Origin of the sequence: Sphingobium sp. 3R8 (genome assembly GCF_020166615.1) — a bacterium.
Classification (GTDB): domain Bacteria; phylum Pseudomonadota; class Alphaproteobacteria; order Sphingomonadales; family Sphingomonadaceae; genus Sphingobium; species Sphingobium bisphenolicum.
In genome coordinates this window covers 79,549-104,248 of record NZ_JAIQXR010000015.1, presented here as the reverse complement: position 1 = coordinate 104,248, position 24,700 = coordinate 79,549, and the positions used below count along the sequence as shown (strand labels likewise).

Below are 24,700 nucleotides of genomic sequence, written 5' to 3'. Positions count from 1 at the left end.
TCAGGCCTGAACCAGGGTCCGGTTGACGAAAATGCCGTCCATTTCGACCAGCCGTGGGAAATGGCCCTTATTATTGGCGAAGAAGGCGGAAGGGACGAAGCCGCGCGCCTCCAGCCAGTCGATCATCGCGCGATAGCCGGCGCCGCCTTCATAGATGGGCCGCACGCCCAGTTCGGTCTGAACGCCCAGCATCGTGGTCAGGGCATCGCCCGCGCCTTCGCAGACAGAGAGGTCGTGGCCCTGCGTATCCATTTTCAGGAAGGGGCGCGCGAAGCCGTGCTGCGCGATCAGTTCGGGTAGCAGCGTGTCGAGGCGGCGGCACTGCATCTCCACCGTCTTGGTCACCCTGTTGCGTTCGGCGAAGATCGCGTCCTGCCCGTCCGAGGGTTTTTTGAGCGAGCTGAACTGGTCGGCGGCCATGATGTTGAAGCTGGCCGTGCCGTCGAAATCGGACAGCGCGATATTGAAGACATGCCAGTTACGGTCGGACGCAGCCTGTTTTTGCAGTTCGGCGAAGACGTCCGGGTTCGGTTCGAACGACAGGATCAGGCCCTTATAGCTCGCATCCTTGCGCGCCATGGTTGCATATTGGCCGCGATTGGCGCCGACGTCGAACAGGCAGTCGACCGCGAAGGCCGACAGGAAGCGCTTCAAGGCCTGGATTTCGGGATATTGATGGACCCGCCCGGCCGCGGCGAGGCGCAGGGCCAGGGCGCGATCGCCCAGTTCGCGCAGATAGCGGTTCATGCGCGCGCGGCCAGCCCTGAGCGCGCAGCCAAAATGGTGCGATAGATGCCGATCGTCGCAACGGCCATGTCTTTCCAGCTTCCCATCTCATTCCCGTAGTCGCGCGCCCGTGCGCCATGGCTTTGCCTGATGGCCGCGCTTTCGATCAGCGGCAAGAGGGCTTGGGCCAGCGCCGGCGCATTTCCCGCTTCGGATCGGACGGCGACGCCTTCGGGCAACTGGCCGAACATGCCGGCGTCCGACGTCACCATCGCCTTGCCATGGTGGAGCGCGGAGAGGAAGGCGCCGCTCGAATCGATATGACGGTAGGGGAAGGCGATCATGTCGGCGCGGACCATATGGGCGTCGAGCCGGGATTCGGTGAGGAAGCCGAAATCGGTGACGAGGCGGTCGGCGAATCCCGCCTGTGTCACCGCATCGAGCAAGGGGGCGACGTCCATGAAGGGCTTGCCCGCCAGCGCCAGTTCGAAGACATGGCCGGCGCGCCAGAGCTGGAGACAGGCGTCGACGAGGATATCGACGCCCTTATAGGGACGGATCGTGCCGAAGAAGAGCAGGCGCGGGACCGAGGGCGCGGGGATGGCGGCAAGGTCGGCGGAGGTGGCGGGAGCGAGGCGCATCGGCGGGTGTGGGGTGACATGGATGCGGGCGGGATCGATGCCCTGCCCCAACAGCGCGGCGCGGGTGGTGTCGCCATGCACGATGAGCGCGTCGAACCGGTCGAGCAGCGTGCGATAGCCGCGTCCCTGCACGCCGGCATCGGCATGATAGGCATCGGCGTTGTGGACGGTATGAACCAGTGCCGTGCGGCCCTTGAGGCGGTTGAGCAGCAGCGCGTCGGCGGGGGCGAGCGGGAGCCACTGGACATGGACGATGGCGGCCTGGGTCAGGGGACGGATGTCGCCCAGCGCGCAGGCGACGCCATATTCCGCCGCCTTGGCGATGCGAAAGGCGGGGCCTTCGCCCTGCCGCGCGCGCAAGGCTTCGCTGCGGGGGAAGAAATGCGGCTTGTACATATAGCCCTGCGGCATGATCGCGTCGGTGGAACGCATCGGGCGGCCGAGCAGGGTGACGTCGGCACCCTCCCCCGCCAGCGCCGCGCACAGGCTGTCGTCATAGCGCCCGGTGAAGAGCGAGGGATCGAGCATCGCGATCTTCATGCGCGCACCAGCCTGCGCAGCGAGACGAGGTGCAGCCCGGCCACAGTCAGCAGGGTGAGCGCATAGAGGCCGAGGAAGGCGAGATCGAAGCGGTCCGGCCAGAGCAGCAGCGCCAGCGGCGCGCTGGCCAGCGATCCGGCAAGAAACGGGAGCGAGCGGGCGAGCAAGGCGCCGAACCGCCCGAGCGCCGCCTGCACATAGACCGAGACGCAGAGCAGGGTCAGCGCGAACAACGCGAGGATGATGAGGGTGATGTCCGCCCGGTCGATCGTTGCGCGGCCGTCGAACAGGATCGCGAACAGGCGATCGCCCGCGAGCAGCAGCACGGCGGACAGGCCGAACGCGAAGACCATCGCCGCGCCGAGCGCACGGCCGAGCAACTGGCGCAGGCGGACGCGGTCGCCGGCATGATAGGCGCGGGTGATGCGCGGCAGCGCGGCCTCCACCGTCGCGCGGACCAGCATGGACAGCGACCGCGACATCTTGAAGAAGAAGTCGAAGACGAGCATCGGCCGGGGGTCGCTGGTCGCCAGCGCGATGGTGAAATAGGGCGCGTTGTAGGCGACGATGTCGGACACGGTAAAGGCGGCCGATGCGCCGATGTCACGCAGATAATGGGCACGGACATGGCCGCCGCCGACGCGGAAGGCGAGCCAGTGCCGGCGGTTCATGTCCAGGCGTCGATGGACATGGCCGATGGCGTAGGCGATCACGAGGATGCTGACGACCAGTTGCAGCGCTACTGACAGGCGCGGGTCCATGCCCGCCAGCATCGCCAGCAACAGCCCGATCGTCACCATGCGCCGTGCGCAATCCAGCCCTTCCCACAGAAAATTGCCGTCCACCGCCGCCAACGCCCGCTTGGCGAGCAGGGCCGGCAGGTTAAGGCAGGCCGAGAGGAAGAAGAGGAAGAAGAGCAGCGGCAGGCCCGTCGCCAGCCATCCCCCCGCCAACGCCGCAAGCAGGATCAGGCTGGCGCCCGCGACCAGCAGGCCGAGGAAGAGGAAAAGAACGCCCATCTCCTCCAGCCGGAAGCCGCCATCGTCGCCGCCCACGCCGCCGCCGAGCCAATGGCGGCGGAGACGCGCATAGATGATGCTGGTGAGGCCGAATTCGGCCGAGATGGTGAAATTGCCGAAGGCGACGAGCAGCAGGAACGCCTGGAACTCCGCGATCGGCAGGACGCGCACGAAGACGAAGGTGACGGCGAAGCCCCAGATCAGCACCAGCCCGACATTGGCGAGCTTCACCAGCGCCAGGAAGCGGGCTGACCCTTCCAGCCGCGCGAGGCGGCTCACCGTGCGGACTCTCCGCCCGGCTTGCGCGCGCGGAACAGACGGTCGTCCAGGCCGTGGAAATGGCGCGTGGCGACGTCGATCGTCGCGGCGTCGATTTCTTCCAGATCGAAACCGGCGGCGCGGATGCGGTCGGCGAAATCGGGGCCGTACTGGCGGACATGATCCCATTGGCCAAAGCGCCGTTCGCGTTCGCGCGGCGGGATGTCGAAGCTGCCGTCCTCGGTCGGCTTGTCCCATAATGGCACGATCAGCCAGGCTTCGCCGCCGGGCTTCAACGCCCGGTGGATGTTATGCAGCACAGCCATGTCATCAGGCACATGCTCCATCACATGGCTGGCGTAGAACAGATCGTAGCGATCGCTGTCGGACAGGTCCATCAAGTCGACGCGGGTCATGTTGGCGACGCCATAGCGCGACGGGTCGAGATCGGCGGGGGTGTAGTCGGCAGCAGCCGAGAAGCGCCGCACCAGACTGGCTTCATTGGGCGCCATGTGCAGGATCGCGCCGTCCGTCGGCACCTTGAGCGCGCCTTGCTGGATCAGCCAGTTCATCAGCCGCTCGCGGGGGGATGCGCCGCATTCCGGGCACCCCCACTGCCCATTGTCGCCATACCGGAAGAAGCCGACCACGGCCGCGCCGCAGGCCGGGCAACTGCGCGTCGCGCGCGCCCCCAGCGCCTTGCGCAGTTGCAGCGCCGTCTTCGTCAGATGCTTGCCGGCGGCTTTGGCCACCCGCTGGACAGTAATCACCGATCGCTCCGCGCCGTCATGGGGAAAGGCCGCGCTATACTATAAGCGCCGGGCAATGCGAGGGGGTTTCGGGTTCCGGCCCGATCAGGCCAGCAGTTCGCGCACCAGATCGGGCACCAACATGCTGGCCGGCCCCAGCCGGGTTTCGTGGAAATAGACGCTGCCGGCCGACGGATCGAGATTGAGTTCCAGCGTGCGCGCGCCGACATGGCGGGCGGTCTGGACGAAACCCGCCGCCGGATAGACCGCGCCCGATGTGCCGATCGACACGAACAGGTCCGCATCGCGCACGGCGGCGTCGATGCGGTCCATATCGTAGGGCATTTCGCCGAAGAAGACGATGTCAGGGCGCAGGGCTGGCTTGCGGCAACCGTCACAGGCCGTGCCCGGTGGCAGCGGATCGGACCAGCGGACCGCCTTGCCGCAGGCGGCACAGAGCGCCGATTGCAGTTCGCCATGCATGTGGATGAGGCGCCTGGCCCCTGCCCGTTCGTGCAGGTCATCGACATTCTGGGTGACGATCAGCAGGTCGCCTGGCCACTCCGCGTCCAGCGCGGCCAGCGCCCGATGCGCGGCATTGGGGCGCACCTCGGCCAGTTTGGCGCGGCGTTCGTCATAAAAGCGGTGTACGAGCGCTTCGTCACGGGCCAGCGCTTCGGGGGTGCAAACGTCCTCTACGCGATGACCTTCCCACAGGCCGTCCGGGCCGCGGAAGGTGGCGAGGCCGCTCTCGGCGGAAATGCCCGCGCCGGTGAGGATGACGATGTTGTGGATGTCGGCGTTCATGGCCCGACTTCTAGTGATATGACCCATCCGCGCCAAGGCCGAGGGATGACAAAGTCGCGCTGCTCTGGCATCGGCGGGCCGACTATGGATAATGGAACGGACCATCATGACGACGATCGGGATTTTCGGGGCGGCGGGACGCATGGGCCGGGCGATTGCGCAGGCGGCGGCCGATGCAGGCCTGGGTATTGCCGGCGGCACCGATCGCGAACCGGCCGGCGAAATCGCGCCGGGCATCGCCATGACCGCCGACCCGCTGGCGCTGGCGGAGGCGAGCGAGGTGCTGATCGATTTTTCGGTGCCGGGTGCCCTCAGCGCGCATCTGGACGCCTGCATTGCGGCGCGCAAGCCGCTGCTGATCGGCACCACTGGACTGGAGGCGGTGCATCACGCCCTGATCGATGAAGCCGCGGCGCATATCGCGGTGCTGCAGACGGGCAATACGTCGCTGGGCGTCAACCTGATCGCCGCGCTGGTCGAGCAGGCGGCGGCGGGGCTGGGCGACGATTGGGATATCGAGATCGTCGAGATGCATCATCGGCACAAGGTCGACGCGCCATCCGGCACGGCGCTGCTGCTGGGCGAGGCGGCGGCGCGCGGGCGCGGGATCGCACTGGCCGAGCATAGCGAGCGCGGGCGCGACGGGATTACCGGCGCCCGAGCGCAGGGCGCGATCGGCTTTGCCGCGCTGCGTGGCGGGTCGGTCGCGGGCGATCATCAGGTGATCTTCGCAGCCGAGGGCGAGCGGATCGAGATCGGTCATCGCGCGGAGAACCGCACCATCTTCGCACGCGGTGCAGTGAAGGCGGCGCGCTGGCTGGTGGGGCAGCCGGCGGGGCGTTATGATATGAAGGGCGTATTGGGACTCTGAGGTCGTGAACAAGGCGCAGATCTTCGATTTCTTCAGCCGGCTGGCAGAGGCCAATCCCGCGCCGGTGACGGAGCTGGAATATGGCAATCCCTATCAGCTGCTGGTGGCGGTGACGCTGTCGGCGCAGGCGACCGATGTTGGCGTCAACAAGGCGACCCGCGCGCTGTTTCGCGCGGTCCAGACGCCCCAGCAGATGGTCGAGCTGGGCGAGGAGGGATTGAAGGCGCATATCAAGACCATCGGCCTGTTCAATACCAAGGCGAAAAATGTCATCGGCCTGTCGGAGATACTGGTGCGCGATTTCGGCGGCGAGGTGCCGGAGGATCGCGACACGCTGACCACCCTGCCCGGCGTCGGGCGCAAGACCGCCAATGTCGTGGTCAACACCGCCTTCGGGCAGGAGACATTCGCGGTCGACACCCATATTTTCCGCGTCGGCAATCGCACGGGGCTGGCGCCGGGGAAGACCGTGCTGGCGGTCGAGCAGCAAATGGACAAGAAAGTCCCCGGCCCGTTTCGCCGGGATGCGCACCACTGGCTGATCCTGCATGGCCGCTATGTCTGCAAGGCGCGCAAGCCCGAATGCTGGCGCTGCATCGTCGCCGACCTGTGCCGGTTCAAGCCCAAGACGCCCGCACCCAAGACAGCGGCGGCCAAGGCGGCCTGAGCGCGCATCCATTCTCCTCCTGTTCAGCCATGGCGCGCTAGGATCATGACGGAAATGCGCGCGCCGCGCCGTCGATTCGGCATGATATGAGGAGAGAAGCGATGTCCATTGTTGCCCCTGCCCGGCTCGCGCTGGGCCTGGTGCTCGCCTGCGCCGCCCTGCCCGCCATCGCCAAGGACAAGCCCGACCCCTATGTGGCCAAGGGCGAGCCGATCGATTGCGTCCAGATCCAGTCGATCCGGTCGACCGATGTGCGCGATGACAGCACGATCGACTTCATCATGAACGGCAACAAGGTGTATCGTAACAGCCTGCCCAATAGCTGCCCCAGCCTGGGCTTCGAAAAGCGCTTCCTCTACAAGACGAGCCTGTCGCAGCTTTGCTCGGTCGACATCATCACCGTGCTCTACAATGCCGGCCCCGGATTGCAGCAGGGGCCAAGTTGCGGGCTGGGCAAGTTCCAGCCGATGGAGAAGGCGCCGAAATAAGATCGGTTGAGGCGATTTTGACGCTGGCGCAGCGCGGTGGACTTTGCTACCCGCCCCTCCTGACCAGCGTCATGCACCCATAGCTCAGCTGGATAGAGCGTTGCCCTCCGAAGGCAAAGGCCACTGGTTCGAATCCAGTTGGGTGCACCATTATTCCGGATTTTCTAAAGCCTTGCGCTCGAAATCGAGCAGCCAGCGCTTGGTTTCGACGCCGCCGGCAAAGCCGGTCAGTGCGCCGTTCGCGCCGACCACCCGGTGGCAGGGGGCAATGATCGAGATGGGATTGCGGCCGTTGGCGGCGCCCACGGCACGCGATGCGGTGGGGCGGCCGACGGCGCGGGCGATGTCGCCATAGCTGCGCGTCTCGCCGAAGGGGATCGCAAGCAGCGCCGCCCAGATCGTCCGCTGAAAGGCCGTGCCGCGAAAGTCCAGCGGCACCGTGAACGTCTGCAACCGGCCAGCGAAATAGTCCGTCAGCTGCGCCCTCGCCGCTGCCAGTATCGGATGATCGCTGCGGGTCGTGCGCGCGCCCAACCGGACGCGGGCAGGATCATCATCCTCCCACAATATCGCGACCAGGCCGGCGTCGCTCGCCACCAGTGTCAGTTCGCCGACCGGCGAGGGGAAAATTATGTGGGCCAGGGCCATCGATCGTCTCCGCTATGCTGCCAACTAGATAGCGGAGATCGATCGGCGATGCTTCCCGCCGCTTGCTGCCAAAGCCTATTTGAGGCCGCCGCCCATGGAACGATAGAGTTCGACCATGTTGCTGGCGCGGGTCAGGCGGGTGGCGAGCAGGCTCTGTTCCGCATTGTAAAGCGAGCGTTGCGAATCCAGTGTGGTGAGGAAACTGTCTACCCCGGCCCGGAAGCGCGCGTCCGACAGGGTGTAGGCAATCTTGGCCGAATCGCGCAGCGACGTTTGCGCCTCGAGTTGCTGGCTCATCGTGCCGCGCCGGGCGAGCGCGTCGGCGACTTCGCGGAAGCTCGTCTGCACGCTCTTTTCATAAGTGGCGAGCATCGCGTCATAGGTCGCCCGGGCGTAGCGCAGATTGGCCTTGTTCTTGCCGAAGTCGAAGATCGGCAGGTTGGCTGTCGGCGCCACCGACCAGGTTTCGCTGCCTGCGGCGAACAGACCCGACAGGCCGGTGCTGACGGTGCCAAGCGCGGCGGTCAAGGAAATGCGGGGGAAGAAGGCCGCCCGCGCCGCGCCGATATCCGCGTTGGCGCTGCGCAATTGATGTTCCGCCGACGCGATGTCGGGACGGCGCAGCAGGATGTCCGATCCCACGCCAGACGGCAGATTGTCCAACGTCGCGTCGGATTGCGGCAGGGCGTCGGGCAGGTCCGTCGCCGGGACGGTGGTGCCGGCCAGCAGGTTCAGCGCATTCTGGTCCTGCGCCACCAGCGTCGTCGCCTGGGCGATGTCCGACCGCGCGCTGTCATAGCTGGTCTGCGCCTGGCGCACTTCCAGTTCCGACGCGACGCCTTTGGCGAAGCGGGCTTTATTCAACTCAAGCGTCTTGCCGAATGCGCTTTCCAGATCGCGGGCGATGCGCAGCCGTTCCTGATCCGCCGCCATTGTCAGCCAGGCGTTAGCGGTTTCGGCGATCAGCGTAACCTGCGCGGCGTTGCGATTTTCGACGCTGGCGAAATATTGTTCCTGCGCCGATTTGGTCAGATTGCGCACCCGCCCGAACAGGTCGATCTCCCAGGCCGAAATGCCGACCTGCGCCTGATAGACGTCCTGCCGCAACCGATCGCTTTGGCCGAACTGGACGAGCGGCTGTGACGAGAAGGTGGCCGTCCCCGTCCCCGCCACGGTCGGCAGCAGGTCCGCCCGCTGCACCCTATATTGCGCGCGCGCCTGTTCGACATTGGCCACGGCCAGCCGCAAGTCGCGGTTATTGGCGAGCGCGGTTTCGATCACGCGCGCCAGACGAGCATCGGTGAAGAAATCGCGCCAGCCGGTGTCCGCGGTTACCGCCATGCCCTGCCCGCCATCGACGCCATAGGCCGGCCCTTGCGGACTCGTGGCGGGCACCGGCAGTTCCGGCCGCACATATTTGGGCGCCATGTCGCAGGCGGCCAGCGCCAGCGAGAGAGTGACGGCGCCCAGCGCTTTCATGTTGCGCATGGTCTTCAAGCCTCCTGCGGGGCATCGGGGGTCGCCCGGTCGCCGTCCGCCTCGTGATTATGATGTTCGCGGAACAGCCGCTTCACGACAGTGAAGAAGACCGGGACGAAGAAGATCGCCAGCATGGTGGCCGACAACATGCCGCCAACCACGGCCCAGCCGATCGCATTCTGACCGCCCGCCCCCGCGCCCTTGGACAGGGCAAGAGGCAACACGCCGAAGATGAAGGCGAAGCTGGTCATCAGGATCGGCCGCAGGCGCAGCTTGCCGGCTTCCAGCGCCGCCTTGGCCGGCGACAACCCTTCGCGCATCTTCTCTTCGGCGAACTCCACGATCAGGATCGCGTTCTTCGCCGACACGCCGATGGTGGTGATGAGGCCGACCTGAAGATAGATGTCGTTGTTGAGCCCCGCCAGGGTGGCGCCGATCACCGCGCCCAGCACGCCCAGCGGCACCACCAGCATCACCGCGATCGGGACCGACCAGCTTTCATACAGCGCCGCAAGGCAGAGGAAGACGATCAGCATCGAGAGCGCATAGACGTAGGGCGCCTGGCCACCGGAGGTCCGCTCCTCATAGGAAATGCCGTTCCAGCTATAGCCGACGCCCGCCGGCAGCTTGGCGGCGAATTCCTCCATCGCCTGCATTGCCGTGCCGCTCGACACGCCCGGGGCCGGCGCGCCCTGGATGTTCATCGACGGGACGCCGTTGAACCGTTCCAGACGGGCCGGACCCTGCACCCACTCGGTCGTGGCGAAGGCCGACAGTGGGGCCATCGTGCCGCTGCTGCCGCGAACGTGGAAGGCGTTGATGGCGTCTGGCGACGTGCGGAAGGGCGCGTCGGCCTGGACAAAGACGCGCTTCACGCGATCGCGGTCGATGAAGTCGTTGACGTAGGAGCCGCCCAGATTGGTGCTGATCGTGTCATTGACGTCAGCCTGGGCCACCCCCAACGCGCCCGCGGCCGCCTGATCGACGTTCAGCTTGAGCTGTGGCGTATCTTCCAGACCGTTGGGACGGACCTGCGCCAGGCGCTTGTCGCCCATCGCCATGCCGAGCAACTGGTTGCGCGCGGCGAGCAGCTTTTCATGGCCCAGATTGCCCTGATCGAGCAATTGGAAGTCGAAGCCGGACGCATTGCCCAGTTCCTGCACCGCCGGCGGGACGAAGGCGAAGGCCATGCCCGCCGAAATCTTATGGAACGCCTTGTTGGCACGCAATGCGATGGCAGGCACCTGATTGTCGGCGCCCTTCCGCTCCTTCCAGTCCTTCATACGGGCAAAGACGATGCCCACATTCTGCCCCTGTCCCACGAAGCCGAAGCCACCGATGGTGAAGACGGCGGAGACATTCTTCTTTTCGTCCACCAGATAATGGTTGCGCATCCGGGTCAGAGCCCGTTCGGTCTCCTCCAGCGTGGTGCCGGCGGGAAGCGAAACCTGGTTGATGATGATGCCCTGGTCTTCTTCGGGCAGGAAGCCGCTCGGCAGGCGCAGGAAGATGAAGGCCATGCCGATCACGATGAGGCCATAGGCCAGCATCGTGCGAACCCAACGACGCTCCACCTTCTCCACGCCCCGGCCATAGCGGACCACGCCCTTGTCGAAGGTGCGATTGAACCAGTCGAAGAAACGGCCGAAGATCGAGCCGATCGGTCCGTTCCAGCTATGACCGTGCGAAGCGGGTTTCAGGATGGTGGCGCACAGCGCCGGCGTCAGGATCAAAGCGACCATGACCGACAGGATCATCGAAGAGACGATCGTGATGGAGAATTGCCGGAAGATGACGCCCGTGGACCCGCCGAAGAAAGCCATGGGCAGGAACACCGCCGACAGGACCAGGCCGATGCCGATCAGCGCGCCGCTGATTTCGTCCATCGACTTCTTGGCCGCTTCCTTGGGACTGAGGCCCTCATCCTGAATCAGGCGCTCGACATTTTCGACCACGACGATCGCATCGTCGACCAGCAGGCCGATTGCCAGCACCATGCCGAACAGGGTCAGCGTGTTGATGGTGAAACCGGCCGCGCTGAGGATCGCCAACGCGCCCAGCAGCACCACTGGCACCGCAATGGTCGGAATCAGGGTCGCGCGCCAGTTCTGCAGGAACAGGAACATGACGACGAAGACCAGCAGGACCGCTTCGAACAGGGTATGGATGACCTGTTCGACCGACAGCTTGACGAAGGTCGAGTTATCGACCGGGAAGTCATATTTCACCCAGCTTGGGAAGTTCTTCGACAATTGGTCGACGCGGCTCTTGACCGCCTCCACCGTGTCGAGCGCGTTCGCGCCCGGCGCCAGCTTGACGCCGAAGCCCGAGGCCGGATAGCCGTTGAACTTGACGCCGAACCCATAGGTTTCCGCACCCAGTTCGATCCGGGCGACATCCGACATCAGCACGACCGAACCGTCGCCGTTGCTGCGCAGGCGGATATTGCCGAACTCTTCGGGGGTGCGCAGGCGCGACTGGGCCGTGACCGTCGCGTTGAGCGCCTGCCCCTTGGGCGACGGCGATCCGCCGATCTGCCCGGCGGACACCTGCGCGTTCTGCGCGACGATCGCCGATTTGACGTCCCCGGTGGTGACGCCGAGATTGGCCATCTTGTAGGGATCGAGCCAGATCCGCATCGCATATTGCGAACCGAACAACTGCGTATCGCCCACGCCGGTCACGCGGCTGATCGGATCCTGCAAGCTCGACGCGATAAAGTCGGCGGCATCCTCCTGGTCATGAATGCCGTCGTCCGAATAGGCGGCCATGATGAGCAGGAAGCTGGAGGTCGACTTGCCAACGCGCAAGCCCTGCTGCTGCACTTCCTGCGGCAGCAGCGGCGTTGCCTGCGACAGCTTGTTCTGCACCTGGACCTGCGCGATGTCGGGATCGGTGCCCTGTTCGAAGGTCAGGGTGATATTGAGATTGCCCGACCCGTCGCTGGTCGAGGAGAAATAGCGCAGATTGTCGATGCCCTTGAGCTGTTGTTCGATGATCTGCGTGGTCGTGCTTTCCAGCGTCTGGGCATTGGCGCCAGGATAGCTGGTCTGGATCGTCACCGCAGGCGGCGCGATCTCAGGAAACTGCGCGACCGGCAGAGAACGGATCGCCAGCAGGCCGGCCAGCATGATGACGATGGCGATGACCCATGCGAAGATGGGCCGGTCGATAAAATAGCGGGCCATGATTTAGTGCGCCCCGCCCTGAACCGATGACGCAGCATTTTGCGGGCCATTTTTCGGGCCAGGCTGAGCAGCGGTCACCTGCTGCGGCGCACCGGGCTTGACGACCGTGCCGGGGCGCAGATTCACCAGCCCTTCGACGATCAGCCTGTCGCCGGGCTTGAGCCCATCGGTGACGATCCACTTGTCGTCAACGGCGCGGTCGACCGTGACCTGGCGCACCTCGACCTTGTTGTCCTTGCCCACCACCATGGCGGTCGCACGACCGCGCGGATCGCGGCTGATGCCTTGCTGCGGCGCCAGGATCGCCTGGGCGCGCTGTCCTTCGACCAGCTTGGCACGGACATACATGCCGGGCAGCAACAGGCCGTCGGGATTGGGGAAGGTGGCGCGCAAGGTCACGGCACCCGATGTCGGATCGACCGTGACTTCGGAAAATTGCAGGCGCCCCTCGATCGGATAGACGCTGCCATTGGGCAGAAGCAACTGGATGCGCGCGCCAGCGGCTTCGCTGACACCGCCGCTCTTCATCGCCTGTTTGAGATCGATGATCTGCGCCGCCGACTGCGAGACATCGACATAGACAGTATCGGTACGCTGGATCGTGGTGAGCGCGTCCGCCTGCCCCGCCTGCACCAGTGCGCCGGGGGTGAAGAGCGAGCGGCTGATCCGGCCGGAGATGGGCGCGCGGATGCGCGTGAAATTCTGATTCACCTGCGCCGCCTGCATGGCGCCACGCTGCGCCGCAACATCGGCACGCGCCTGCTGCGCGGCGGCGTCGGCATCGTCATATTCCTGGCGGCTGACGGCATTGATCCCGACCAGATCCTTGTAGCGCTGGGCCTGCAGCCCGGTCGAGCGGATCGCGGCATTGGCGCGGGCGAGCGAACCCTGCGCCTGCGCCAGGGCGGCGCGATACGGCGCGTCGTCAATTTCGTAGAGAAGCTGGCCGGCGCGGACATTGCCGCCCTCCTGGAACAGGCGGCGACGGATCACGCCGCTGATCTGGGGACGCACTTCCGCAGTTTCAAAGGCCACGATCCGGCCGGGCAGCTCGTTCACCAGCGTCGCCGATTCGCGCTTGAGCGTGATTACGCCGACGGCGGGCGGCGGCGACGCAGGCGGGGGGCTTTCGCCGCATCCACTTAACGCCAGTGCCGACGCACACGCCAGCAGCCCGATGATTGTCCCCTTTTGCATCGTTTGAATATCCGTCTTTGAAATAGGGATCGAAGAGATGGAATGAACGTTCATTCCGCTTGCCGAGCAGGTACGATCATGGCAGTGCGATTTCAAGAGGCAAAAAAGGCCTAAGGGGTGGACATGGTTGCAGTGCAGCAAGAAAAAAATGGTCGGGTTCGCATTTTGGCGGCAGCACGGACATTGTTCGACAGCCATGGATTTCATCAGACCGCGATGGCCGAACTGGCGGTCGCCGCCCAAGTCTCGGTCGGACAGATATATCGCCTTTTCAAGAGCAAGGAAGATATTATTGAGGCGCTGGTCCATGACGACGCCGATCAATGGTGCGGCGAAATGGCAGAAATCCAGATGCGGATGGATGCGGGCGAACTGACGATAGTCGATACATTCGAGCTATTGCTGCTGCATACGATCGACGAGAAGGACGAGGCTCTCTCGTTCGACATATTGGCCGAAAGCTTCCGCAACCCCGCAGTCGCCGACACGATCGGCGCCATGTGCCAGCGGTTCCGTACCTATATCCGCTATTTTGCCTGCGCAGCCAATGACAAGCTGTCCGGCGAAGCGCTGGACGCGGCGGAGGAAATGATCCTGGCCTGCCTGTTCGGCCTGGGGCACCGTAGCATCTCGCGCCCCCGCCTGTCGGCAAGCAGCGCCGCCCGCCTCACTGCGGAGATGATCGTCACCGCGCTGGGCGGCGTCCGTTAATTCCGCGACCGGGTCGCCCGATAATCGGGAGAGCCGGTCGCCGCATCTGCTCCACGTTTTGCCGCATTGACGCATCGCGCGTGTCGCCGTGCAGCAACTTACTGATACCCCACGACTTTACCTTTCGAACTTTTCGGGAGGCATTCCATGCATATGACGTCCGCTTTCGACCGCGCCTATTTTACCGCGCGACTGGAAAGGAACCGCCAACTGGCGGCCCAGTCGCATAATCCGGTCATTCGCGAACTGCATCTGGAATATGTCCGCCTCTACGAACAATTGATGGAGCAGCCCCAGCCGGCGTGACGCGCAGGCGCCTCATGCCGGGCGACGCGATCAGCGCGCCGCCACCCCTTCGGGCAGGACGACCGTCGACCAGCTCTTCCCCGGCACCAGATATTTGGCCGCAAGCGCCTGCAACTGCGCCGGTGTGACCGAGAGCATGTCCTGCGACATATTCTTCATCGCCTCGACATAGCGGGCGTCATGGGTCGCACCCTCCATCTGGTTCATCCAGAAAGCATTGCCGGTGCTGGCCCGCATCAGCAACTGCCGCATCGGCGCAACCGCGCGCTGCAACTCGTCATCGCTGACGGGGGTCTTGGCGAGGTCTGCGGCCGTGTCCTTCACCACGCTGTAGAAATAGGCGATCTTGTCGGGCCGGACCTGGCTGGTGACCAGGATATAGCCGCCGCTTTCGTAGGAGAAGGGCCAGTTATTCTGGACGCTGGGCGAATAGGCAGCGCCCTCCGTCGAGCGCAGCTTGTCGAACAGGCGGTCGTTGAAGATCTGGGTCAATATCTCCAGCTGGCGCGCCTCCTTCTGCAGCTCGAAGCCGCCGGCGGTCGGCCAGGCCATGACCGCCGCCGCCTGTTCCTTGTCGCCCTTGTGTCGCAAGATGACCGGCGTATCGACATGGGCCGGGAAGCGCATCGCCCGGTTGATCGCGGGCACCGGCACATCCGGGCGGGCCGGCAGTGCGCCGAAGGTCGCGGCGACCGCCTGGATCGCCTCATCCGCCTTGACCTGACCGAAAATCTGCACCTCGATCGGGCCGGAGGCGAGGATCGGCTCCCAGGTGGCGCGGAATGCCTGCGGCGTCAGCGCCTCGATCTCGGCGCGGGACGGGGTGCGGAAGCGGACGTCCTTGTCATGCAATAGCCAGTTGAGATCGCGGCCCAGCACCGAGTCCGGCGCACGCGACATGGCGTCATAGGCGACGATCGCGCCTGTCTTCACCCGCGCGATCGGCGCGGGATCCCAGCCGGGTTGCGCCAGCTTGGTCGCGAACAGGCGCAACTGGTCGCGATAATCGGCGGGACGGGTCACGACCTGCATTTCGAAAGCATCATCGTCGGTCGAGAAATCCATGCCCATGCGGCGGCCGTTGGTCAGGTCATCCAGTTCGCGCTGGCCGAGCTTGCCAATACCGCTCGCCACCAGCGCATAGTCGGCGGCCCAGCTTGCGACGGGCCTGGTCGGCGAAAAGGCCTGCTGGCCATGGCCGAAGCGGACGTTGATCCGCACCTTTTCGGTTTCCGCGTCATTGGCGAAAAGGGTCAGCTTGACGCCGTTGGAGAAGGCGATGCTTTCCATGCCCTGGAGGCCGACCGGGGTGCGCGACACCACCGTTCCGGGCGGTCCGAGCTTGGGCAGGTCGTCCATGGTCACCGCCTTGTCGGCGAGACGGGCGTTGGTCGCCGCCTTTACCGGCGCGGCGAGCGCGGCGGCGAGTTTCGCGTCAAGGCCGGGTTGCACCTTACCCGTCATCATCAGCGCGCGGAACACGCCGGCGGAGAAGAGGCGCCGCGTGGAATCGAGGATTTTTTCCGGCGTCATTGCGGACTTGCCGGCGCGAAAGATGTCGACAGCGGCCTGCGGACTGACGGTGGTCTCCCGGATGTCGACGGCGCTGACGAGATCGCTGGCCTGCTTGGCGCCCGGTTCCGTATCCGCATTCTCGACCTGGATATTGAGCGCGGTATCCATCTGCGCATATTCGCGCTCGATCTCGGCCTGGCTGGGTGGCGCGGCCTTCGCATCCTCCACCACGGCGCGCACGTCGGCCAGCGCCTTCTCCCAATTCTCGCCCGTCGGAATGATGGTCATGAAGGTGCCGTCGACCGAGCGGCTGACATCCTGTTGCTCCACGCCCGCTTGCAGGAAGCTGCCGCCAGCGCGCGCCGCCTGCTCCAGCCGGCGGCTGATGATCTGCAGCGCGAGCATGTCGGTCAGCTTGTCCTGGTTGTAGACGATGGTGTCGGCATGGGGTGTCCAGGGACGCAGCCAGGCCAAAGTCAGGCCGAGCGGCACGCCCGGCTCCACCACCACACGGGTCGCGGGCCGCTTGGCGTCCGGCGCGCCGAAATCGGGCAAGGGTGCGCCCTTGCCGGGCACCGTCCAACTGGCGAAATTATCCTTGATGAGTTGTTCGGCCTGCGCCGGATCGATATCGCCTGCGATCGCGATGACGGCGTTTTCGGGGCGATACCAGCGCTGGTGGAAGGCCTCCACCTTGGCCGCGGTCGCGGCGGTCAGCGTCGCCACGGTGCCGATCGGCGCATGGTCGGCAAGCGGCTGGCCGGCGAAGAAGTGCAGCCGGCTGGCGTCGGACATGCGCATCTGCGGTCCGTCGCTCTCGCGCCGTTCGGCGAGCACCACGGCGCGTTCGGCGTCGACCGCGCTGTCCACGATATTGGGATCGGTCATCATCCCGGCGAGAATCTTCATGCTCTCGGTCAGGCTGGCTGGGGTCGCCTGCGGCAGGTCGAGCGCATAGGTGGTGCCGGTCGGCGTCGTTTGCGCGTTGCTGTCGCTGCCGAAAGTGACGCCCAGACGCTGCCAGATGCGCTTGGATTCGCCATCGGGAACATGGCGCGAGCCTCGCATCGAGAGATGTTCGATGAAATGAGCGTAACCCAGTTCCTCGGGCCGCTCCATCAGCGAGCCGGCATCGATCCGCAGGCGGACGGATACCTGCCCCGGCGGAACGCCATTGCGCCGGATGGCATAGCGCAGGCCGTTGGACAGCGTGCCGAATCGCCAGGCCGGATCGATCGGCACATCGCTGTTTTCATAGAGCCATGGCCGTACCTGCGCCTGCCCGCTGATCGGCCCCTGCCCGCCGGATGCAGGAACGGTGTCGGTCCGGGCCGCCAGGGGCGATCCCGACAGAAGCAGGGCGAGGACGGAGAGCGAAGCGGCCGAACGGCGGGGGGAAAAGCGCATAGGCATGGGAGCCTAGCGCCATTTTCCTGAATGACCACTGACAAAGCGGTCATGCATGGGGCTTAAGCCCGATATGCGCACCGTTCGCTTCGAGCGGGTGGAGAAGCGTTTCCCGACCTCGCCCGAAACGAATGGCGTCTATGGATTTAGCGCGGTGCGCCGGTGCGCTGGACGGCGCCCTTGTGCGTGCCGACGCCGCCGCGACCGCGGCCGCGACCACGGAAGGGCTTCTTCTCGCCGCCCTCGGCATCGGTGCGATGCGCGCGATCGGGGGCGCCGCGCTGCTGACGCTGACCATCCTGATATTTCCGCTGGCCGTCGGCGCGGCGCGCCTGCTGCTGCGGGGTCTGGCTCGGCCCCTTCTTGGGCGCCGCCGGCTTGGGCAAAGCCCGCACCGCGTCCATGAAATTCTCCGGCAGCGCGACGACTTCCAGCTTCACGCGGGTCGCCTTCTCGATCGCCTTCAGATAGGGGCGCTCGTCATCCGCCACGAAGCTGATCGCGATGCCGTCGGCTCCCGCGCGCGCCGTTCGTCCGATGCGGTGGACATATTGTTCGGCCACATTGGGGATTTCGAAGTTGATGACGTGGCTGACGCCCGACACGTCGATGCCGCGCGCGGCGATGTCGGTCGCGACCAGCAGCTTCACCTTGCCCTGACGGAACGCCTGCAGCGCGGTGGTGCGCTGGCCCTGGCTCTTGTTGCCATGGATGGCGAAGGCGTCGATGCCCGCGCCTTCCAGGAAGCGCACGACGCGATCGGCGCCATGTTTGGTGCGGGTGAAGATCAGCGCGCGGTCGATCTCTTCGCTCTTGAGCACCAGATGGAGGAGCGCCTGCTTCTCACCCTGGTTCACGAAATACATCTGCTGGCGGACGCGTTCGGCCGTGGTCGATTGCGGGGCGACGCTGACCTTGACCGGATTGTTGAGGAACTGTGCGGCGAGCGCCTCGATTTCCTTGGGCATGGTGGCCGAGAAGAAGAGGTTCTGACGGTCGGCGGGCAGCATCTTGGCGACGCGCTTCAACGGGTGGATGAAGCCCATGTCCATCATCTGGTCGGCTTCGTCGAGAACGAAGATTTCCGTGTCCTTGATGGTGAGGGCGCGCTGGTCGATCAGGTCGAGCAGGCGGCCGGGGGTCGCGACGACGACATCGACGCCGACGCTGAGCGCACGGATCTGCTTGCCGATCGGCACGCCGCCAAAGACGGTTTCGACCGACAGCTTGAGGAAACGGCCATAATCGCGAAAGCTCTGCGCGATCTGCGCGGCGAGTTCGCGGGTCGGCGCCAGCACGAGCATCCGGCAGCCCTTGACCGGCGTCGGCCTGGGGTTGCGGGCGAAATAATCGAGACTGGGCAGCGCGAAGGCCGCGGTCTTGCCGGTGCCGGTCTGGGCGATGCCGCACAGATCCTTGCCTTCCAGCAGGACGGGGATCGCCTTTTGCTGGATCGGGGTCGGGGTGACGTAGTTTTTGGAGGCGAGCGCCTTCATGATGGGCTCGGCGAGACCAAGGTCGTTGAATTGCATTAAAGAAAACTCACAAGTGGCCAGGACGCCAACTTGCTCTGCGGACGCAGGAAGGGCGCGAGGCGGGTTACGAAACGACCCGCGTGAAAAGGGAAGCCTCAAGCTTGGCGCAGACTCTCATTGGCCGGTCCGTGGTCCTCACCTGACCCCTGGAGGTCAATTGGGATTGCGGACGATCACGCTGCCAATCGCTGGGGGACCGGAAACGGCCCGTCTGCTGCGCTGCAACGCATATGGCGAAGTTGCAGGCAAATAGCAAGCGGCCGCGGATTTGCACCGCGGCCACCGATTTTCCGGTGAAGGAAAGGACGTCAGAGCGCCACTTCGGCGTGCTTGCCCTTCATTTCGTCGCGCACGTCGCCGCCGAACAGCATCTTGAAGACGCCCTTGATCGACATGTCCGACCGCCAGATTTCCGCGTTCCCCAGATCGAAGCGCAGCATCAGTAGATTGGGATCGTTGCGACCGCCCGGATACCAGGCCTCGACCTCTTTCGACCAATAGCGATCGATAATCGCCGCATCGGCTTCGGGCGTCAGCGTTCCTTCGATACAAGCGAAGAGATTATGGTCCTTGGCCGCATATTGCGCCATCGCCGGGCCGCCCGGCGCAAGCCGATTGTCGCGCGATGTGTAGAACCAGAAGCAGTGATTGGCATTCGGATCGAGTTGCGCGGTCATCGGCGCGCTATGCTCCGTGCTGTTTTGCAAGCCCAGCATCAGGAAGGGGCTGCTCGACAGTTCCGTCCAGAAACGATCTCGAATATCGGTGGTGTCGCCCATGATCCTGTCTCCTTGTTGCGTCGCCTCCTTCAATGGCCGGGATGCAGCGAAGTTCCCGAAACGCTTGATCTTGACCGCGGCAATCGCCACATGAGCATCATGCTGATCGAGACCGAACTGACGCCCAACCCGGCGACCATCAAATTTCTGCCCGGACGCGAAGTCATGGGCGTCGGCACGCGCGATTTCGCGACGCCGGAGGAAGCGGAAGCGTCGCCGCTGGCCGATGCGCTGTTCCGTCTGGGCGATGTGACCGGCGTGTTTTTCGGCGGGCATTTCATCTCGGTCACGATTGCGCCGGGATCGGAATGGTCCGACGTGAAGCCGGATGTTCTGGCAACGCTGCTGGAGCATTTCTCAGCGAACATGCCGCTGTTCACGCCCGGCTCCGCTGCGGGGATCAGCGTGCCGGCCGACGAGGAGAGCTTTGCCGACGCCCCGGAAGACGCCGAGATCGTCGAGCAGATCCGCGACCTGATCGATACGCGGGTGCGCCCGGCGGTGGCCAATGATGGCGGCGACATCATCTATCGCGGCTTCGACAAGGGCACCGTCTATTTGAAGATGCAGGGCGCCTGTTCGGGTTGCCCGTCCTCCACCGCCACGCTCAAGAACGGCATCGAGCAGTTGCTGAAACATTATGTGCCCGAAGTCACCGAGGTCCGCGCGGTCTGAGGCCTGTTCGCGACATTTGGCAAATCCCGAAGGATCGACTAACCGCAAGACGAATCCGCAAAGCATCAATGCTTGGGGCGGATGCTTGAGGGGGTTTGCTTGCGTCTTCTGGTGATCGACACCGCCACCCAGGCCCTGTCCGTCGCACTTCTGGAGGACGGGACGCCGATCGGCCGTTTCCACGAAGTCGTCGGGCGCGGCCATGCCGAGGCGCTGTTGCCCGCCATCGCCGCCTTGCCCGATGGCGGGCGCGCCGACGCGATCGTGGTGGATGTGGGACCGGGCAGCTTCACCGGCGTTCGGATCGGCATTGCCGCCGCCCGCGCACTGGCCCTGGCCTGGAATATCCCGCTGCATGGCTATAGCGCGCCGTCGCTGATCGCGGCGAAGGCGGCGCAGGATCATGCCGGCGGCCCGATCGCCGTCACCATCACCGGCGGCCATGGCGAGCTGTTCTGGCAATGCTTCACCGCCGACGGCATGCGCGCGACGAGCGCGATCGCCTCCACGCCGATCGCGCAACTGGCGGGACTGCTCGACGCGCCGATCCTCTATGGCACGGGCGCCGAAGCGCTGGTGACGGCGCGCGGTGATGGCGCAGCGGCCACCCTCTATCCCGATGCGACCGACTATCCGCTGATCGCCGGGCTTGCGCCGCTACCCCCTAGTCCGATCTATGGCCGTGGCGCGGATGCGATGACCATGGCGGAGCGCGCCGCATCATGATCCCCGACCTTCATCTGAGCGTTTATGACGAGGGCGAGCGCAATGCGCTGGCGGACGCGATGGAGGTCATGGCGCGCGCCTTCGACCCCGTGTTCGGCGAGGCCTGGACGATGCCGCAACTGGCGGGCGTGCTGATGATGCCGGGCACCTGGCTGACCATAGCGCGCGTGGACGCCGCGCCGCTGGGCTTTGCGCTGGTGCGGTCGGTGCTGGACGAATGCGAATTGCTGCTGCTGGCGGTCGATCCGATCTGGCGCGGACGCGGCATCGGCGAGACATTGCTGCGCCACAGCCTCCGCACCGCGCGCCAGCGCGGCATCACGTCCATGAACCTGGAAGTGCGTTCCACAAATAAGGCCGTCAAACTATACGAGAAAAGCGGCTTCGAATATGTACATCGTCGCCCCGGTTACTATCGCGGCAATGATGGTCAACTTCACGATGCACTGAGCTTTCGCATCGACATGCTGGCATGACCCAATAGGGTCTTGCGAAATCGTCCGCCAAGGTCTAGCGACCATATACCGCTCCTGAAATGCATTCCTTGGGCGGGTCGCACAACAATATAGCCTTGTAGGAAACAGGAAAATGGAAACCGAATCGGCCCAGAGCGAACTGCTCATTACTTTGACGTCGGACATCGTGGCTGCCCATGTCTCGAACAACAGTGTCGCCGTCTCCGACGTATCTACGCTGATTCAGAATGTTCACGCTGCGCTGTCGGGCCTGAGCCAGCCTGCGCCGGTGCCTGAAGTCAAGCCTGAGCCGGCCGTTTCGGTCCGTTCGTCGATCAAGCCCGACTATATTATCTGCCTGGAAGACGGCAAGAAGCTGAAGATGCTCAAGCGCCACCTGATGACCCATTATCAGATGACGCCGGACGATTATCGCGCCAAATGGGGCCTGCCTGCCGATTATCCGATGGTCGCCCCCAATTATGCCGAACAGCGCCGTAACCTGGCGAAGAAGATCGGCCTGGGCACCAAGCGCCGCCGGACCCCCGCCACACGCGGCAAATAATTCGCGCGATCGATCTGCCAGATCGATCGAGACGCTGTCAAAGAAAGGGGCGCATCGCCGATGCGCCCCTTTCCTGCATTCAGAAAAGTCGCTAGGTTCGATCCAACCTGTCGCACCAAGCCATTAAGCGAGCCTGCATGAACCGCAAAATCGACGTCGAAGCCCTATGCCACGAGAAGGGACTGCGGATCACCGAACAGCGCCGGGTGATCGCCCAGGTATTGAGCGATGCCACCGATCATCCCGATGTCGAGGAACTGCATCGCCGGTCCGCGGCGATCGATCCGGGCATTTCCATCGCCACGGTGTACCGCACGGTGCGCCTGTTCGAGGAAGCGGGCATATTGGACCGGCATGATTTCGGCGATGGCCGCGCCCGGTACGAAGCCGCGCCGGAATCGCATCACGACCATCTGATCGACGTCGAAACCGGCAATGTCATCGAGTTCGTCGACCCGGAACTGGAACAGTTGCAGAAGCTGATCGCCGAGAAGCTGGGCTTCCGGCTGGTAGATCATCGCATGGAATTATACGGCGTCGCGCTGGAACGGAAGAACTGACCGGTTGAGCGCGCTGCGCCGGACGATCCGCATCGCGGCATTGATCGCCAGCCTGCTCGTCTGCCTGATCCCGCATCTGCTCTGGCGCATGGCGCGCCGCCCTTCACCGTGGCCGCGACGCTTCCTGGCGATGGCCGCGCGATCGGTCGGCGCGCGCGTGCGGAAGGACGGGCACCCCCATGACGGCGACATCTTCCTGCTCGCCAATCATGTTAGCTGGCTCGACATATTGGCGCTGGCCGGCGCGACCGGCGCAGCCTTCGTCGCGCATGACGGTATCGCCCGCTGGCCGGTGATCGGCTGGCTGGCGGCGCAGAACAACACGCTGTTCGTCGCGCGCGAGCGGCGCGGCGCGCTGTCGGGCCAGATCGACGCCCTGCGCGCGGCGCTGATGGGGCATCAGCCGGTGGCGCTCTTTCCCGAAGGCACGACGAGCGACGGCAGCGGGCTGCTGCCGTTCAAACCGTCCTTGCTGGCAGTGTTACTGCCCCCGCCGCGCGCGGTGATGATCCAGCCGGTGCATATCGATTATGGACCGGCGACGGCGGAGATCGCTTGGCACGGCGAGGAGCCGGCAGGAACCAACGCCATGCGCATATTGGGACGCAAGGGAACGCTGCCGGTCACGCTGCGCTTCCTGGAGCCGTTCGACCCGGCGCAATGCGCCGATCGCAAGGTCATCGCAGCCAAGGCGCGCGAGCGTATCGCACTTAGTATAGAGCAACGTTCCAAGGCGCATCAGCGCCCTTCCGCTTCGCCCCTGCCGCCTGTATAGCTGGTGCGATGAATCGTAACGACGCCCCCAAAACCCTCGCCAAGACTGCCCTAGCGACTTTCCACGTCAAATCCTTCGGCTGCCAGATGAACGTCTATGATGGCGAGCGCATGGCAGAAATGCTGGGCACGCGCGGCATGACTGCCGCGGCGGAGGGGGCCGACGCCGACCTCGTCATCCTCAACACCTGCCATATTCGCGAAAAGGCGGTGGACAAGGTTTATTCCGATATCGGCCGGATGGTGCGCGAGGATGGCAGCCGCCCGATGATCGCCGTCGCCGGCTGCGTCGCGCAGGCCGAAGGCGGCGAAATCCAGCGCCGCGCGCGCAATGTCGATATCGTCGTCGGCCCGCAGGCCTATCACCGCCTGCCCGACCTGATCGACAAGGTCGGTCGCGGCGAGGAGGCTGTCGACACCGACATGCCGCTGGCGTCCAAATTCGGCGCCCTTCCCGCCCGCACCAAGCAGGCCCGGCCGACCGCCTTCCTGACGATCATGGAAGGGTGCGACAAATTCTGCACCTATTGCGTGGTGCCCTATACGCGCGGCGCGGAAATCAGCCGATCATGGGACGCGATACTGGACGAGGCGAAGGCGCTGGTCGATGGCGGCGTGCGCGAGATCACGCTGCTGGGCCAGAATGTGAACGCCTGGACCGGCGAGGACGACAAGGGTCGGACGCAGGGCATGGACGGGCTGGTCCGCGCTCTGGCGAAGATCGCCGACCTCAAGCGCATCCGCTATACCACCAGCCATCCCAACGACATGAGCGACGGCCTGATCGCCGCGCATGGCGAGGTGGAGAAGCTTATGCCTTTCCTCCATCTGCCGGTGCAGTCGGGCAATGACCGCATCCTCAAGGTCATGAACCGCAGCCATAGCGTCGACAGCTATCTGCGCATCATCGATCGCGTGCGCGCGGTGCGCCCCGATATCGCGGTGTCGGGCGACTTCATCGTCGGCTTCCCCGGCGAAACCGACGCCGAGTTCGAAGATACGCTCAGGATCGTGGAGCAGGTGCGCTACGCCCAATGCTACAGCTTCAAATATAGCCCCCGCCCCGGCACCCCCGCCGCCGACATGGATCATCAGATCTCCGCGGCGGTCATGGACGAGCGACTTGCGCGGTTGCAGGCGGCGATCAACCGGCATCAGGTGGATTTCAACGCCGCTACGATCGGCCGCAGCACCGACATTCTTCTGGAGCGCAAGGGGCGTTATCCCGGCCAACTGATCGGGAAGACGCCCTGGCTCCAGTCCGTCCATGTCACCGTGCCCGACCTTTCCATCGGCGACATGGTCGAAGTCGACATCATCAGCGCCGGCCCGAATAGTCTGGCCGGCGAACCCAGCAGGAGGCAGGCCGCTTGAACCAAAAAACCGTCGTTCCGGCATATGCAGGAACCCCTCT

Annotated in this window: 24 protein-coding genes and 1 tRNA gene; 13 read left to right on the top strand and 12 right to left on the bottom strand. The window is 64.9% G+C overall.

Features of this window, described 5'->3' with window-relative positions:
- The 5 genes from K9B33_RS15080 to K9B33_RS15060 form a co-directional block, all read right to left on the bottom strand.
- Entirely contained in the window at positions 1 to 747 is a 747-nt protein-coding gene (locus tag K9B33_RS15080) for an FkbM family methyltransferase (protein ID WP_224549904.1), read from the bottom strand.
- Entirely contained in the window at positions 744 to 1,907 is a 1,164-nt protein-coding gene (locus tag K9B33_RS15075) for a glycosyltransferase family 4 protein (RefSeq protein ID WP_224549903.1), read from the bottom strand. The genes K9B33_RS15080 and K9B33_RS15075 overlap by 4 nt, the downstream gene beginning before the upstream one ends.
- Complete coding sequence (locus tag K9B33_RS15070; RefSeq protein WP_224549902.1) at positions 1,904 to 3,205, bottom strand: hypothetical protein; 1,302 nt, start codon at positions 3,203 to 3,205, stop codon at positions 1,904 to 1,906. Before K9B33_RS15070 ends, K9B33_RS15075 begins: the two co-directional genes overlap by 4 nt.
- Entirely contained in the window at positions 3,202 to 3,954 is a 753-nt protein-coding gene (locus K9B33_RS15065) for a class I SAM-dependent methyltransferase (protein WP_224549901.1), read from the bottom strand. Before K9B33_RS15065 ends, K9B33_RS15070 begins: the two co-directional genes overlap by 4 nt.
- An 84-nt stretch (positions 3,955 to 4,038) precedes the next feature.
- Entirely contained in the window at positions 4,039 to 4,740 is a 702-nt protein-coding gene (locus K9B33_RS15060) for an NAD-dependent deacylase (RefSeq protein WP_224549900.1), read from the bottom strand.
- Positions 4,741 to 4,846: 106 nt separating this feature from the next.
- Between K9B33_RS15060 and dapB the strand changes: the two genes are divergently transcribed.
- The 4 genes from dapB to K9B33_RS15040 all read left to right on the top strand — a co-directional run bounded on the left by dapB (position 4,847) and on the right by K9B33_RS15040 (position 6,916).
- Positions 4,847 to 5,611: a 4-hydroxy-tetrahydrodipicolinate reductase gene (gene dapB, locus K9B33_RS15055; RefSeq protein ID WP_224549899.1), complete on the top strand. Its 765-nt coding sequence runs from the start codon at positions 4,847 to 4,849 to the stop codon at positions 5,609 to 5,611.
- A gap of 4 nt (positions 5,612 to 5,615) precedes the next feature.
- On the top strand, positions 5,616 to 6,278 hold the full coding sequence (nth, locus tag K9B33_RS15050; RefSeq protein ID WP_224549898.1) for an endonuclease III: 663 nt from the start codon (positions 5,616 to 5,618) through the stop codon (positions 6,276 to 6,278).
- 101 nt (positions 6,279 to 6,379) lie between these two features.
- A complete protein-coding gene (locus tag K9B33_RS15045; protein WP_224549897.1) occupies positions 6,380 to 6,766 on the top strand; it encodes a hypothetical protein in 387 nt (128 codons plus the stop codon).
- 73 nt (positions 6,767 to 6,839) lie between these two features.
- Positions 6,840 to 6,916 (top strand) — tRNA-Arg (locus K9B33_RS15040).
- On the opposite strand, the gene K9B33_RS15035 is transcribed toward K9B33_RS15040, so the two are convergent.
- From K9B33_RS15035 to K9B33_RS15020, 4 genes are all read right to left on the bottom strand, one after another.
- On the bottom strand, positions 6,917 to 7,414 hold the full coding sequence (locus K9B33_RS15035) for a methylated-DNA--[protein]-cysteine S-methyltransferase (protein WP_224549896.1): 498 nt from the start codon (positions 7,412 to 7,414) through the stop codon (positions 6,917 to 6,919).
- Between the two features lie 75 nt (positions 7,415 to 7,489).
- On the bottom strand, positions 7,490 to 8,902 hold the full coding sequence (locus tag K9B33_RS15030; protein ID WP_224549893.1) for an efflux transporter outer membrane subunit: 1,413 nt from the start codon (positions 8,900 to 8,902) through the stop codon (positions 7,490 to 7,492).
- A gap of 5 nt (positions 8,903 to 8,907) precedes the next feature.
- Positions 8,908 to 12,081, bottom strand: a complete 3,174-nt coding sequence (locus K9B33_RS15025) for an efflux RND transporter permease subunit (protein ID WP_224549892.1) — start codon at positions 12,079 to 12,081, stop codon at positions 8,908 to 8,910.
- A 3-nt stretch (positions 12,082 to 12,084) separates the two neighbouring features.
- Positions 12,085 to 13,278: an efflux RND transporter periplasmic adaptor subunit gene (locus K9B33_RS15020; protein WP_224549890.1), complete on the bottom strand. Its 1,194-nt coding sequence runs from the start codon at positions 13,276 to 13,278 to the stop codon at positions 12,085 to 12,087.
- Between the two features lie 123 nt (positions 13,279 to 13,401).
- On the opposite strand from K9B33_RS15020, the gene K9B33_RS15015 reads away from it, so the two are divergent.
- A complete protein-coding gene (locus K9B33_RS15015; protein ID WP_224549888.1) occupies positions 13,402 to 13,989 on the top strand; it encodes a TetR/AcrR family transcriptional regulator in 588 nt (195 codons plus the stop codon).
- A gap of 147 nt (positions 13,990 to 14,136) precedes the next feature.
- Entirely contained in the window at positions 14,137 to 14,295 is a 159-nt protein-coding gene (locus K9B33_RS15010; protein ID WP_224549887.1) for a hypothetical protein, read from the top strand.
- A 30-nt stretch (positions 14,296 to 14,325) separates the two neighbouring features.
- On the opposite strand, the gene K9B33_RS15005 is transcribed toward K9B33_RS15010, so the two are convergent.
- From K9B33_RS15005 to K9B33_RS14995, 3 genes are all read right to left on the bottom strand, one after another.
- Positions 14,326 to 17,217, bottom strand: a complete 2,892-nt coding sequence (locus K9B33_RS15005; protein ID WP_224549934.1) for a M16 family metallopeptidase — start codon at positions 17,215 to 17,217, stop codon at positions 14,326 to 14,328.
- 146 nt (positions 17,218 to 17,363) lie between these two features.
- Entirely contained in the window at positions 17,364 to 18,749 is a 1,386-nt protein-coding gene (locus K9B33_RS15000; protein WP_224549886.1) for a DEAD/DEAH box helicase, read from the bottom strand.
- Between the two features lie 311 nt (positions 18,750 to 19,060).
- Positions 19,061 to 19,531, bottom strand: coding sequence for a pyridoxamine 5'-phosphate oxidase family protein (locus K9B33_RS14995; RefSeq protein ID WP_224549885.1), 471 nt, complete (start codon positions 19,529 to 19,531; stop codon positions 19,061 to 19,063).
- Between the two features lie 99 nt (positions 19,532 to 19,630).
- Between K9B33_RS14995 and K9B33_RS14990 the strand changes: the two genes are divergently transcribed.
- From K9B33_RS14990 to miaB, 7 genes are all read left to right on the top strand, one after another.
- Positions 19,631 to 20,206: a NifU family protein gene (locus tag K9B33_RS14990; RefSeq protein WP_224549933.1), complete on the top strand. Its 576-nt coding sequence runs from the start codon at positions 19,631 to 19,633 to the stop codon at positions 20,204 to 20,206.
- 99 nt (positions 20,207 to 20,305) lie between these two features.
- Positions 20,306 to 20,932, top strand: coding sequence for a tRNA (adenosine(37)-N6)-threonylcarbamoyltransferase complex dimerization subunit type 1 TsaB (gene tsaB / locus K9B33_RS14985; protein ID WP_224549884.1), 627 nt, complete (start codon positions 20,306 to 20,308; stop codon positions 20,930 to 20,932).
- Positions 20,929 to 21,408 (top strand): ribosomal protein S18-alanine N-acetyltransferase, encoded by a 480-nt coding sequence (rimI, locus tag K9B33_RS14980; RefSeq protein ID WP_224549883.1) that lies wholly within the window; start codon positions 20,929 to 20,931, stop codon positions 21,406 to 21,408. The genes tsaB and rimI overlap by 4 nt, the downstream gene beginning before the upstream one ends.
- 112 nt (positions 21,409 to 21,520) lie before the next feature.
- Complete coding sequence (locus K9B33_RS14975) at positions 21,521 to 21,952, top strand: MucR family transcriptional regulator (protein ID WP_224549882.1); 432 nt, start codon at positions 21,521 to 21,523, stop codon at positions 21,950 to 21,952.
- 137 nt (positions 21,953 to 22,089) lie between these two features.
- Complete coding sequence (locus K9B33_RS14970) at positions 22,090 to 22,512, top strand: Fur family transcriptional regulator (RefSeq protein WP_169572327.1); 423 nt, start codon at positions 22,090 to 22,092, stop codon at positions 22,510 to 22,512.
- Positions 22,513 to 22,516: 4 nt separating this feature from the next.
- A complete protein-coding gene (locus K9B33_RS14965) occupies positions 22,517 to 23,287 on the top strand; it encodes a lysophospholipid acyltransferase family protein (protein ID WP_224549881.1) in 771 nt (256 codons plus the stop codon).
- 8 nt (positions 23,288 to 23,295) lie between these two features.
- Positions 23,296 to 24,660, top strand: a complete 1,365-nt coding sequence (miaB, locus tag K9B33_RS14960) for a tRNA (N6-isopentenyl adenosine(37)-C2)-methylthiotransferase MiaB (RefSeq protein ID WP_224549880.1) — start codon at positions 23,296 to 23,298, stop codon at positions 24,658 to 24,660.
- The last annotated feature ends 40 nt before the right edge of the window (positions 24,661 to 24,700 follow it).